Source organism: Algoriphagus sp. (genome assembly GCF_029254265.1).
Classification (GTDB): Bacteria; Bacteroidota; Bacteroidia; order Cytophagales; family Cyclobacteriaceae; genus Algoriphagus.
In genome coordinates this window covers 26,656-38,526 of the sequence record NZ_JAQWXX010000116.1, presented here as the reverse complement: position 1 = coordinate 38,526, position 11,871 = coordinate 26,656, and the positions used below count along the sequence as shown (strand labels likewise).

General features: G+C 38.8%; 12 protein-coding genes. 10 read left to right on the top strand and 2 right to left on the bottom strand.

Annotation, left to right across the window (positions count from 1 at the left end; translation table 11 throughout):
• Positions 1-339 precede the first annotated feature (339 nt).
• Together P8O16_RS18035 and P8O16_RS18030 are read right to left on the bottom strand one after the other, a co-directional pair.
• Positions 340-966, bottom strand: a complete 627-nt coding sequence (locus P8O16_RS18035; protein WP_300317008.1) for a hypothetical protein — start codon at positions 964-966, stop codon at positions 340-342.
• Positions 967-1,002: 36 nt separating this feature from the next.
• Positions 1,003-1,413, bottom strand: a complete 411-nt coding sequence (locus P8O16_RS18030) for a hypothetical protein (RefSeq protein WP_300317005.1) — start codon at positions 1,411-1,413, stop codon at positions 1,003-1,005.
• A gap of 302 nt (positions 1,414-1,715) precedes the next feature.
• Here P8O16_RS18030 and P8O16_RS18025 point away from each other — a divergent pair, with 302 nt between their 5' ends.
• The 10 genes from P8O16_RS18025 to P8O16_RS17980 all read left to right on the top strand — a co-directional run bounded on the left by P8O16_RS18025 (position 1,716) and on the right by P8O16_RS17980 (position 11,863).
• Positions 1,716-4,127, top strand: coding sequence for a glycoside hydrolase family 3 C-terminal domain-containing protein (locus tag P8O16_RS18025; RefSeq protein ID WP_300317003.1), 2,412 nt, complete (start codon positions 1,716-1,718; stop codon positions 4,125-4,127).
• 234 nt (positions 4,128-4,361) lie between these two features.
• Positions 4,362-4,913 carry a DUF2975 domain-containing protein gene (locus P8O16_RS18020; RefSeq protein ID WP_300317000.1) on the top strand — a complete coding sequence of 184 codons (552 nt, stop codon included), beginning with the start codon at positions 4,362-4,364 and terminating at the stop codon, positions 4,911-4,913.
• Positions 4,914-4,916: 3 nt separating this feature from the next.
• Positions 4,917-5,123, top strand: coding sequence for a helix-turn-helix transcriptional regulator (locus P8O16_RS18015; RefSeq protein ID WP_300316997.1), 207 nt, complete (start codon positions 4,917-4,919; stop codon positions 5,121-5,123).
• A gap of 825 nt (positions 5,124-5,948) precedes the next feature.
• Positions 5,949-6,293, top strand: a complete 345-nt coding sequence (locus tag P8O16_RS18010) for a hypothetical protein (protein WP_300316994.1) — start codon at positions 5,949-5,951, stop codon at positions 6,291-6,293.
• Positions 6,294-6,308: 15 nt separating this feature from the next.
• Positions 6,309-6,908 (top strand): hypothetical protein, encoded by a 600-nt coding sequence (locus tag P8O16_RS18005; RefSeq protein WP_300316991.1) that lies wholly within the window; start codon positions 6,309-6,311, stop codon positions 6,906-6,908.
• Complete coding sequence (locus P8O16_RS18000) at positions 6,905-8,563, top strand: sodium-dependent transporter (RefSeq protein ID WP_300316989.1); 1,659 nt, start codon at positions 6,905-6,907, stop codon at positions 8,561-8,563. Before P8O16_RS18005 ends, P8O16_RS18000 begins: the two co-directional genes overlap by 4 nt.
• Positions 8,564-9,195: 632 nt before the next feature.
• Positions 9,196-9,453, top strand: coding sequence for an HPr-rel-A system PqqD family peptide chaperone (locus P8O16_RS17995; protein WP_300316986.1), 258 nt, complete (start codon positions 9,196-9,198; stop codon positions 9,451-9,453).
• Positions 9,440-9,853 carry a hypothetical protein gene (locus P8O16_RS17990; RefSeq protein ID WP_300316984.1) on the top strand — a complete coding sequence of 138 codons (414 nt, stop codon included), beginning with the start codon at positions 9,440-9,442 and terminating at the stop codon, positions 9,851-9,853. Before P8O16_RS17995 ends, P8O16_RS17990 begins: the two co-directional genes overlap by 14 nt.
• Positions 9,854-9,886: 33 nt before the next feature.
• The gene (locus tag P8O16_RS17985; RefSeq protein ID WP_300316981.1) at positions 9,887-10,486 is read left to right on the top strand and encodes an ATP-grasp domain-containing protein; all 600 of its coding nucleotides are present in this window, start codon (positions 9,887-9,889) and stop codon (positions 10,484-10,486) included.
• An 18-nt stretch (positions 10,487-10,504) separates the two neighbouring features.
• On the top strand, positions 10,505-11,863 hold the full coding sequence (locus P8O16_RS17980) for an alanine racemase (protein ID WP_300316978.1): 1,359 nt from the start codon (positions 10,505-10,507) through the stop codon (positions 11,861-11,863).
• Positions 11,864-11,871: the final 8 nt, after the last annotated feature.

The window sequence follows — 11,871 nt, the reverse complement described above, 5'->3', positions numbered from 1 at the left end:
AATTACCTGGACGAGTTTTGTTACAAACTCAACAGAAGATATTTCGGTCAAAAACTCTTTGACAGACTCATTATTGCTTCGATTTAATCATACTGGCAAGATTGCGGATATACATATTTACAAAAAATAACCGGTTAAAAAGCCAAAAATTTTGAAATTCAATCACGCAAAACCGAAGCGAATAGCTTCTGTTCGAGAAGGGGATTTTGAATTGGGTTTTAAGTGGAATTTCAAATTCAACAAATCAATAGGATGCATTTACTATTACACCCTATTGATTATTGTAAATATTTATGGTTTTGGGAAGCTTATGGAAAACCATTTTTTAATGCTGTTGTATTATCGAAAAAGTCCGAATTTCAATCCTGCATAGCCTGTAAAACCTGAAAGATCAGATTGGTCAAAGTTTCGATAATTCATTTGTCCCACAATACGGTATCCAGCTCCTAGATTAAAACGTACATTTTTGTGCAAGTTGATTTCCAATAAAGCAGATGGCTCTATTTGGAAAAAGTTTGCTTCTCCAAGTCCTACATCACCAATTTCATTATCTATTTGCACTTCTCCATAGCCCATGTACAATGGGAATGTGAGGTGAACCAGTTTTTTCGCTAAAAGAGTGTACTCAGCAAAACCACCCACAGACCAATAGTCCATGTAGATATTTGGTAAATTTTCACTTTCTGGTTTGATATCATTAATCGAAGTGTTGAAATAACCCCCAATTGAAACTTTGTCTTTGAAATTTACACCGCCCCTAAGATTGAATATGGAGACATTGCTGCCGTCCATTTGTGTGATTCCGTAAGCAGGAGCAATAAAAAATCCTAGATCATTGGTGTTTAGGACACTTCCATCTCCAAAAAGTGATTCGGTTTTCGAATTGTTTTGGGCAGATAGTTTTCCCTGAAGAAAAACAAAACTAATAATCAAAAGAGAAGAATAGAAATAGCTTTTAACTTTCATAATACGCAGGTATATTATATTGAATCAATCTTTTGTTTATTGAAACTGAAATTCAAGCACATCTCCGCTGTCTTCAAATCTGATCTTATTGTTGTCTTGTGTAAGGAAATACCAATCATCACTTAATTCATAGAGTGCAGAACCGTCAGGGAAATCCATTTGTAACTCTGGGCCATCATCATCCGGAACTATCCGATAAGTGCCACGGATGGTTTGATTTGATGAAACAGCGCTCACGGATCCATCAGAATTGAAAGTGAATAAAAAAGGAGAATACAAGCTGGTTTTATTCTGTCCCTCTTCAATTAATTCTGAGATTCGTAGCCCACTTGCTAAAGTAAGTGAGGAATTAACTCCTTGAGGATCATTTGAAGGAGTGATGTCATCATTGTTTTGGCAAGAGCTTAGTGCAAAAAGAATGCACATTGATAGGATTAGTTTTTTCATTGATTGGAGTTTATTTGGAATTGATCTTAATTACGACAGGTCTTTGGATTGGTTACATAACAAGATTATTTTTTTCAAAAGAATCTACTTGGCTTATCGGAAGTCTCGCTAAAGCGCTTTCGCAGAAGAGGGGATTGTCTATTCTATCAAACTTTTATCAAAAAAAATAACTTCAATTCCCCTTAAAAAATCCAATGGGATTGCGCCTGGTAACTTTCAAAAGGCTCGCTCACCAAATATGCTTATTACACTTAGTGGAGGCCGTTTTTATATTTTATATTGCCGAAAACAAAAGGATTCTCATGAATAGGGGTATAAAAATCGGTTTAATAACCTTCGGGATTTTGGTCTTCTCATTACTTGGAATTGGTCTTGGAGGCTGGTTTTATTTAAAGTCCAAGCTTTTTGATTTTGAGAGTGAGTATTCAGAAAACTCAGAATTTCAGGCGATTTCCTCCGAAGGTTACACCTTTCTGGATCGAAACGGGAATGGAAAGCTTGATGTCTACGAAGACAGCAGAAGAAGTACGAATGAGCGAGTGGAAGATCTATTAGCGCAAATGACAATAGAAGAAAAAATCCATTTGCTGAAAGGATCTGGTATGGGTTCCGCATTGGGAATGACCGAACCGGGAAAGGGGATTCCAGGAGCTGCCGGGGTGATTGTACCAACACCACGATTAGGGATTCCAACTATCTATTTGTCTGATGGACCTGCTGGCTTGAGAATAGAGCCCTCCCGGGAAAACGATCCTAAAAAATATTATGCCACAGCCTTTCCAATTGCAACACTTTTGGCTTCTACCTGGAATACGGATTTGGTCGAATCTGTCGGAGATGCTATGGGCGAAGAGGCATTGGAATATGGTGTAGATGTGATTTTGGGACCAGGAGCCAATATCCAACGCCATCCTTTTAACGGAAGGAATTTTGAATATTTTTCTGAAGATCCTTTGCTTACAGGTTTTATAGGTGCTGCGATAGTCAACGGAATAGAATCCAACGGCGTGGGTACTTCGGTCAAGCATTTTGTGGCAAACAATCAGGAGACCAAAAGGAACAATAATGACGTAATCGTATCAGATCGTGCCATGCGGGAGATTTATTTAAAAGGCTTCGAACTTATTGTAAGAAAGTCTCAACCTTGGACCATCATGTCTTCTTACAATTATGTAAACGGCACTTACACCTCAGAAAGTAAGGAATTGCTGACGGATATTCTCAGAGGTGATTGGGGCTTTCAAGGCGTGGTGATGACAGATTGGTTTGGTGGTGCAGATGCTCCCGCACAAATAAAGGCTGGAAATGACCTCCTCGAACCAGGTACGAAATTTCAATGGGATGCCTTACTTGCTGCTTATGAAAAAGGGGACTTAACTATCGGGGAAATTGATACTGCTGTTCGAAGGATTCTGAAGTTGATCATTGAGTCCAGAAAAATGGAAGGATACAATTTTAGTAATGAGCCTGATCTTACAGCTCATGCGGCTATTACTCAGGAATCAGCTTCAGAGGGGATGGTACTTCTAAAAAACGAGAATACGCTTCCACTCCTGGAAGGGAATAATATCGCTCTTATCGGGGTGACATCCTATGATTTTATTGCTGGTGGAACTGGTTCAGGAGATGTAAATGAAGCCTACACCATTTCTTTGGAGCAAGGCTTGATCAATAGCGGATTTGAAATCAATGCGGAGGCAAAGGCTATTTATGAATCACATAAGAATGCAAATCCAGAAGAATTCATAAAGCCAGAAGGAATGAATGCAATGTTTCAGCCTTATAATCCACCCCAAATTGAGTACACTATCGATCAATTAAACAATGTAGCCAGTGTAGCAGATGCTGCGGTTTTGACTATCGGAAGAAATAGTGGCGAAGGTGGGGATCGAAGGGAGCTGGATGATTTTCTCCTGACCTCAACTGAAAAAGAAATGCTCAAAAATACTGTGGAGGCTTTTCATCAACAGGACAAAAAAGTGATTGTCGTCCTTAATATTGGAGGGGTAATCGAAACCTCATCTTGGAAGGATCAGCCAGATGCGATTTTGCTCGCATGGCAAGGCGGACAAGAAGGAGGGAACTCTGCTGCAAATATTTTAAGCGGAAAAGTAAATCCGAGCGGAAAACTCCCAATGACATTTCCTATTAATGTAAGCGATCATGCTTCGCATAAGAATTTTCCCTTGGGTGGTGGCTCATTATCTCCGACTGATTTTTTAAGTAGCGGGAAAGTAGTGCCCGAAGAAGAAAAGATTCGAAACGAGGATTATACAGTATATGAAGAAGGTATTTACGTTGGATATCGGCATTTTGATAAAACGGATATCCCTGTTTCTTATCCTTTTGGTTTCGGGCTTTCATACACAGATTTTGAATTTGGAGACCTTGATTTGATTATGGAAAACGATACGATTACAATCGCTACCACAGTTAAGAATATAGGCCAAACAACAGGTAAAGAAGTCGTACAAGTCTATGTGTCCAATCTGGGGACGACTATAGATCGACCGGTAAAGGAATTGAAAGGCTTTTCGAAAACTCAAAATCTATCCCCTGATCAAGTAGAGGAAATACTTATTCAAATACCTGTTTCCGAATTACGCTATTGGGATGAAACAAAATCCACTTGGGTTTTGGAAAGCGGAACTTATACCTTCCAAGTAGGTACCTCTTCTCGGGATATTAAGCTAAAGGCTGAATTGGAATTATAATCCGGTTTTAAAGACTGGAGTTAAAGAAGAATCCAAGTGAAAGATTGATCATCTGTGTAAGTGTGGTTTCGGTAGGTGGGACTCAAACCGAGACAGAGATTTAATGTATAAGAAATATTAATCTAGACCTTTTAAATAGTTAGAAAATAATTTATTGATTTTCGATAAAAATTATTGTTTATCAATAAATAAGTATTGATATTTGATGCATCAATAGCTCTAATCAATACTCAAATGAACAAAAACTCTAAAACCAGAACTGAAAAGATTCTAGTGGCCATGAAGGTCCTGATCTGGATCTTTTTCATTGGTAACTGTATCAAAACAGGTGCGCTGGCTTATTCCTTCTTCATAAGCCTATCCATAAATCCAAATGCTGCTTCAGATTTATATATGGGTTTAAATCTTTCTGAAGTTCTTGTAAGAGACAACGGTCATTATAGTTTTATGGTTATCAATCTAATTGTTCTTTCTGCTTTTCGGACCTTCCTTGTTTATTTGGTACTGAAGATTTTCTTGACATTGAATCTCAAAAAACCATTCAGTGTTGAAATGGCAGGATTGATCAAGCGCATTAGTATACTTGCTATTTCCATTGGCTTCGTCAATCTTCTGGTCCGTGCTTATGTAGGTTGGTTGCTAGGGGATAGTCCAAGTGTAGGCTATCTGGCAGAATACCTCTATGGCTCGGCTGAATTTATCTTTTTCGGAATCATCATTTTCATCATCGGGCAGGTCTTCCAATATGGATTGGAATTACAGGCTGAAAGCGAATTAACTGTCTAAGCTATGCCGATAATTGTAAATCTCGATGTGATGATGGCCAAGCGAAAGATGTCTTTGAATGAACTTTCGGAGCGAGTAGGTTTGACTTTGGCGAATCTTTCTATTCTGAAAACTGGAAAGGCCAAAGCGGTTCGATTCACCACCTTGGAAGCTATTTGTGAGGCGTTGGAATGCCAGCCCGGGGATATTTTAGAGTATCAAGCGGAGTGATTCTTTGCAAATCTTGTTTTTGGAAGTCATTCCTGTGGGATTTTTTTGAATAAGTTGAATGAATATAAATTTAAATTCAATTCAAGACGGGTCCCAAAGGATAGCCATAATTACCAATACTAATTAGTTCTTGAAAGAAAATCCAAAATACCTTTTCCGAAAAACCCCATTCCTTTTCTATTTCAGTCGCTATTTCACTTCAGAAAAAGCCAAATTTCATCTTTATCCCTATAGATGATCAGCGCTGGGAAGTATTGGGATATGCTGGGAATGAAAGAATCCAAACTCCGGTTAAGCATCATTTGCCTGTTTCTGGATTATTTTTTAGAAATGACTTTTTGACTGCCTTGGTCTGTATGGCAAGCTTGGTAATTATACTAGCTTGCCGATATGAGTATACGTCTAGGCAAGCTTTTAGGCAGGTGCAATTGAATAAGGCTAATCCCACAGATTTTATTCAATTCTTTGGAAATGTCCATTATCCAAGTCACAAGGAACTCTGTTTTTTATCAGTAAACCCGGTCGAGATTAAAAATAATAATCTCGCTTCTATCCAACCTTTCAAAAGCAGCTTATATCACTTGGAGAGAAACTGGTGGAGATGGTTAATGGGTATTTGAAAGGTTGATTAAAAAAAAGGCTGGTCTTTTTTTATAGCGATACTAAAGGCAGCTTGGGTGCTGATTTGATAAGGGCTGGAACTTCTTCAGCGGGCAGAATTTAGGAAATCAGGCTTTTTAAATTACTCTATAAATTTTTAAAAATTACTTATTGAAATATCGATTAATATTGCTTTAAATTTGTATTGGCATTTGCCTTACTCATATGAATCCACAGCGAATTTCCTTCCTTTTTGGCATTTGTTGGTTCATTGGATTTGTCGCTTTTACTTCGCTGCCTCCAAAGTATGACTCTGGAAATAGACTTCATGGAAATGAAACAGTTCTCAATCAAGAGCTAACAAAGGCGGTTGATATTCGAATTAATTCAGAACTTCCAAAAACTCCACCTTTTAAAGTTGATTGGAGTTTAATCTACCGATTAAATACACCTTGGATAGCGGAGAAAATCAGTTTTAACGAAGCATATCTTGCTCCATCTTTTTTTCAAAAATCCTTCTCCCGTTTTGATGTCAAGGAGACTTTCCTTCATTTTTTCTTCAGTTGGTAGCTTCTAGTTGTTTTTATGATTGCTCTTTACGAGCCAAACAACTATTCTAACCTTCTTACAATTTATCCCATGTTTGACATTGATCCAGTGACATTGAGTTTGTCATTTCTGTTATTTGGTGCCCTATGCACCCCATTTATTTATCATTCCCTAAAAAATTCGAAAAAGAGAAAAGCCTTGGAGGTAAAGTTGCATGAACTTGCCTCTCAAAAAAACGGTCATATCAGCCAGTCTGAATTTTGGCGAAATTTCTATGCTATCGGGCTTGATCAAGAAAACAAATTATTAGCCTACTTAAGGAATAACGCTGAGCCATTGGTCTTTCTGATTGATCTTCAACAAGTGAAATCAGCAAAAATTTATAAAATCGCTCGGGAAGTGAAATCAGACGCATCCAAAAGAATCATTTTGGATTATGTAGGAATTGAGTTGAGCTATTTACAGGAAGGGTCGAAACCCACTGTTCTTGAGTTTTTCGATGCCGAATTATTCACTGACCTGAATGGAGAATCAGTTATCGCCGAATCATGGCTTGAATTGATCCAAAATACCTTGAAGAAAGATTCTGAAGTAAAGCCAAAATCGATTAAAAATGTTGCTAGTGCTACATTATGAGTAATCAAAAAGAATCATGGGGATCAAGAACCGGCTTGATCCTCGCTATGGCAGGAAATGCGGTAGGCTTAGGTAATTTCCTTAGGTTTCCTGTTCAGGCGGTGCAAAATGGAGGAGGAGCATTTATCCTTCCTTATCTGATTTGCTTTGTTCTGATGGGAATTCCACTCTTGTTTGTAGAGTGGTCCATAGGTAGATATGGCGGGATTAGTGGCAATCACAGTACCCCATATATTTTGGATTCGATGTCTAAAAAGAAGATTTGGAAATACATCGGCGTATTTGGGATTTTTACCAATATCGCGGTCGTAGCCTACTATACTTACATCGAGTCTTGGACTTTTATGTATGTGCTTCATACGCTTTTGGGGTCATTCACGGGAATGAGTAAAGAAGAAATCAGTCTCTTTTTTGATAATTATGTCAATCTGAGTGGCTCGGATTTTGGAATTCCGCTACTTCCCCTAGTCGTGTATATTCTGGTTCTGGGGGTCAATGTTTATATCCTTTCAACAGGTTTGGGAGGAATAGAAAAAGTTGCCAAAATCGGTATGCCACTGCTAATTCTGTTTGGAGTTATTCTGGCAGTAAGAGGCTGGACCATGGGGACAGGTTTCGCCTCCGATGAATTTCCGGATGCAAATGCTTGGGATGGAATCAATTTTCTTTGGAGTCCACAATACAGCTCTTTGGCTGATCCTAAAGTTTGGCTGGCAGCTGCGGGTCAGATTTTCTTCACCCTTTCAGTAGGGATGGGATCTATCCAGTGCTATGCTTCCTATATCAAAGAAAACGAAGACATTGCTTTAAATTCAGTTACCGCTGGCTTTACGAATGAATTTGTGGAGGTATTACTCGGAAGCGCCATTGTTATCCCGATAGCAGCTGGATTTTTAGGCATCGACTGGGTTTTAGAAAACGCCGGATTTGGAATGGCATTTCAGACTATGCCTTATCTCTTTCAGCAGTGGGGAGCCACCTTTGGCATTATTGCAGGGGTTTGTTGGTTTGGATTGCTTTTTTTTGCAGGAATCACTTCTTCTCTCGCCATGGGAACGCCCTGGATGGGATTCATGAAAGATGAGTTTGGCTGGGGAAAAGTAAAAGGAGCAGTTTCCTTTGGTATTGTTGCCTTGCTCATGGGAATCCCTACCGTCTTGTTTTATAAATATGGGTATTTTGATGAATATGATTATTGGGCTGGTACGGTCAGCTTAGTTGTATTCGCATTATTGGAGACCATTCTTTTTGCCTGGATATTTGGGATGGATAAAGGATGGGTTGAAATAAATCGGGGTGCAGATATCCGGATTCCAAGCATTTATAAGTGGATTATGAAATTTGTGACGCCGGTTTTATTGCTTTTGGTATTCATCAGTGCCCTCTTTACACCCGAAGGAAATGATTGGGCTGGAGCAATAGCCAGCTTAACAGATGGTCGTCTCTATAGTTTGGATCCAAGTGCTTTAATTTCCAAATTGACCCATAAGGACATTAAGCTTGCCTTATCCTTAAGCCCAGAGCAAGGGGAATATTTAGAGAAAAAGATGTTCTACTCGAGTTTAGCTAGAATCCAATTGTTGCTGTTATTTCTTGGGATCATAGGAATTGTTTGGTATTCAAGTTTAAAACGTAAGAAATCCTCATTATCATGAACACTTCAGCACTTATTCTAGCGCTGGTTACTCAAGGTCTAATCTTGTCAGTGACCCTTTACTGCTTCTATTTGGTATTAAAAAAACCCGAATCAAAATCGGAGGAAAAATAGACTGACTTTTGGTTGATTTGAAACGTTTGAACCCAGATTGAATGAGCTTATCAGCCATAAATGGTATAGCTTGAAAATAAGTAATCCAGCTACTCCAAACCCATAATTTTGAAAAATTTGGGTTTGGAGGATTGGATTGAAATCTAAAATACCGTTGATAAACTTCAGAGGTCAAAGAAGAAATTGTTTTTTAAGGAATGATTATCGCTGAAAGAACACCTAAAGTCCATCTTTCCCAGCTGTAGCAATATCTATTTTCCCGCCTCCTTATTAAGGCGATAATATTGAAATAAGAACATTCAGCTGTTTTTTTAAGTGCTTTCCGGAAAGCATTTTGCCTTCATTTTGAGGAGTTTTTAGCAGAATGATTTTTGGAAAAATGGCTCTCAAATATCTTTTAATATCTATATTCTTTAAGAAAACGAAACATTATTATTATCGCTTATGTGATTTTTATCATTTTATATGCAATACCAATTGACTTACTTCCTTTTTGTTTCAGGTTAAAGTAAAAATGTCATGCTGAAGATAAAAAGTACCATTGCTATTAGTGACTCGGGTTTCGTTTTTGATGCAGGAACAGGAGATTCTTTTTCGCTGAATAACACAGGTTTAGAGATCGTGCGATTGATTAAGGAAGGAAAGGATTTTCCGGAGATTATTCAGAAGGTTTCTGAAAAATACGAAGTGGATGAGGAAAGCTTTGAGCGATACTACTATGATTTTGTAGCTACTCTAAATCAAATGAATCTAATCGAAAAAGATGGAGAAGATTAAAGTCAATGTAGCGCTCTCTGGGTTGAATAATATCGATAATCCAGGCCCGGGAATTCCGGTTATCCGGGGTTTGAAAGAATCCAAAATATTGGATGTCAGGGTGATTGGTTTGTCCTATGAAAACCTGGAGCCAGGTATTTATATGCATGATTTGGTGGATAAGACTTACAAAGTGCCTTATCCATCAGATGGATTTGAGCCTTTTTTAGATAGAATCCGATATATCCATGAGCAGGAAAATATTCAGGTTCTGATCCCCAATTTTGATTCAGAGCTCTTTACTGTGATGAAGTCGGAAAAAATCCTTCAGGATATGGGAATCCGGACTTTTCTTCCTACACTAAAGCAATTTGAGGAAAGGCATAAATCTAATTTGCCTGAATATGGAGAAAAATATTGAGTCAAAGTTCCTTACAGTGAGACTATTACCAGCTTGAGTGACTGGCGACGGATTGAAAGTAAATTTGAGTATCCTGTGGTGGTCAAAGGGAAATTTTATGATGCTCACATCGCATACGATCGTGACCAGGTTTCTATTTTTTTCAATAAAATCGCTGCCAAATGGGGGCTTCCCATAGTGATTCAGGAGTTTGTAAGAGGTACGGAAGTAAATGTAGTCGCTCTTGGAGATGGTAAAGGGAACACAATCGGAGCAGTGCCCATGCGAAAAACCTACATAACAGATAAAGGGAAAGGCTGGGGGGGGATCACACTTCAGGATCAAACCATGATGGATTTGACTCAGAAGATTATTTCACAAACCCAATGGAGAGGGGGTATGGAATTAGAACTGATCCGAACTTCAAAAAATGAGCTTTACATGATCGAAATCAATCCCAGGTTACCTGCTTGGGTTTATTTGGCAGTGGCCGCCGGACAAAATCTACCGGAGGCTTTGGTTTTATTGGCCTTAGGAAAAGAACTTAAACCCTTCTCGGAATATCAGGTGGGGAAGATGTTTATCCGATATTCCTATGATATGATTTGTGATATGAAAGAGTTTGAAGAGTTCTCGACCCGAGGTGAGGTTTAAAAATTTATCCAGAAAACTATGAGTAAGCTAACATTTGAAAGACCGATCATCCAAAGAATCAATGCCGGACTTCCCAGCAAATACGGGATGCCAAGAAGGTTGGATCCTATCAGCCATATAGATGGCACTTCTATTAAATCATTGCTTGATGAATTTGGCTCTCCCTTATTTGTGATATCGGAACAAACTATCCGAAAAACCTACAAAGAAGCTCATCGAGCCTTCAGCTCTAGATACCCTAATGTTCAGTTTTCCTGGTCTTACAAAACCAATTATCTCAATGCTGTCTGTAATGTTTTCCATCAGGAAGGAGCGTGGGCTGAGGTAGTTTCTGGTTTCGAATACCAAAAAGCTATCGAAAATGGAGTGCCTGGGGAATTGATTATTTTCAATGGTCCGGACAAATCTACAGAGGACTTGAGATTGGCAATTGAAAATAATTCACTTATTCATATTGACCATTTTGATGAATTATATGAGCTCATCCATCTGAGTAAAGAAATGGGCGAAAGACCAAAAGTTGCCATTCGAGTCAATATGGATACTGGGTTTTACCCACTTTGGGATCGCTTCGGATTCAATTTTGAAAATGGTGAAGCATGGGATGCCATAAATAGGATAATGACTAGTAAAACGCTTGATCTTTTGGGACTCCACACGCATATAGGAACTTATATTCTTAGCGCGGATGGTTACCGGATCGCTGCGGAAAAGCTGGCAAGTCTGGCTGTGAAGCTGGAGAAAAAGTATGGACATGTCCTGAAATATATAGACATGGGAGGTGGTTTTGCTTCTAAAAACACCCTTCGTGGCGCATACTATCCAGGTACTGATACAGCACCTTCTTTTGATGATTTTGCTGAGGCAATCACTTCGGCTTTGATGAGTTCAGAGATAAAGCCCGATCATCTTCCCATGTTGATTTTGGAAACAGGAAGAGCGATGATTGATGAGGCAGGGTTCCTTGCTGGATCTGTATTGGCCACCAAAAGGCTGGCCGATGGTAGGCGTGCTACTATTATTGATGTGGGTGTCAATATACTTTTCACCTCCTTTTGGTATGACCATGATATAAGGCCAGTTGAAGCAGTTTCTGACCAATCTGAGGACACTACTATTTATGGGCCTTTGTGTATGAATATTGATGTAATCCGGGGAAATATAATGTTTCCACTGCTCAAAAAAGGGGATCACTTTGTCATTAGGAGAGTAGGAGCTTACAATATGACCCAATGGATGCAGTTTATCACGCTTCGGCCAAATGTGATTATGCTGGATTCGAAGGGTAAGCCTCATCTGATCCGGAAAAAAGAGTCTCTTGAGACCATCAATTCTCTGGAGAATACCCCTGAGCATTTGAAAAAATTTGACCTCTAACTCATTTT

What these genes read in the sequence shown, in the direction of transcription:
- P8O16_RS18020 (WP_300317000.1), top strand. Translation starts at nt 4,362, where the DNA reads ATGAACAAAAACTCTAAAACCAGAACTGAAAAGATTCTAGTGGCCATG.
- P8O16_RS18005 (WP_300316991.1), top strand. Translation starts at nt 6,309, where the DNA reads ATGATTGCTCTTTACGAGCCAAACAACTATTCTAACCTTCTTACAATT.
- P8O16_RS17990 (WP_300316984.1), top strand. Translation starts at nt 9,440, where the DNA reads ATGGAGAAGATTAAAGTCAATGTAGCGCTCTCTGGGTTGAATAATATC.
- P8O16_RS18010 (WP_300316994.1), top strand. Translation starts at nt 5,949, where the DNA reads ATGAATCCACAGCGAATTTCCTTCCTTTTTGGCATTTGTTGGTTCATT.
- P8O16_RS18025 (WP_300317003.1), top strand. Translation starts at nt 1,716, where the DNA reads ATGAATAGGGGTATAAAAATCGGTTTAATAACCTTCGGGATTTTGGTC.
- P8O16_RS17980 (WP_300316978.1), top strand. Translation starts at nt 10,505, where the DNA reads ATGAGTAAGCTAACATTTGAAAGACCGATCATCCAAAGAATCAATGCC.
- P8O16_RS18000 (WP_300316989.1), top strand. Translation starts at nt 6,905, where the DNA reads ATGAGTAATCAAAAAGAATCATGGGGATCAAGAACCGGCTTGATCCTC.
- P8O16_RS17995 (WP_300316986.1), top strand. Translation starts at nt 9,196, where the DNA reads ATGCTGAAGATAAAAAGTACCATTGCTATTAGTGACTCGGGTTTCGTT.
- P8O16_RS18015 (WP_300316997.1), top strand. Translation starts at nt 4,917, where the DNA reads ATGCCGATAATTGTAAATCTCGATGTGATGATGGCCAAGCGAAAGATG.
- P8O16_RS18035 (WP_300317008.1), bottom strand. Translation starts at nt 966, where the DNA reads ATGAAAGTTAAAAGCTATTTCTATTCTTCTCTTTTGATTATTAGTTTT.
- P8O16_RS18030 (WP_300317005.1), bottom strand. Translation starts at nt 1,413, where the DNA reads ATGAAAAAACTAATCCTATCAATGTGCATTCTTTTTGCACTAAGCTCT.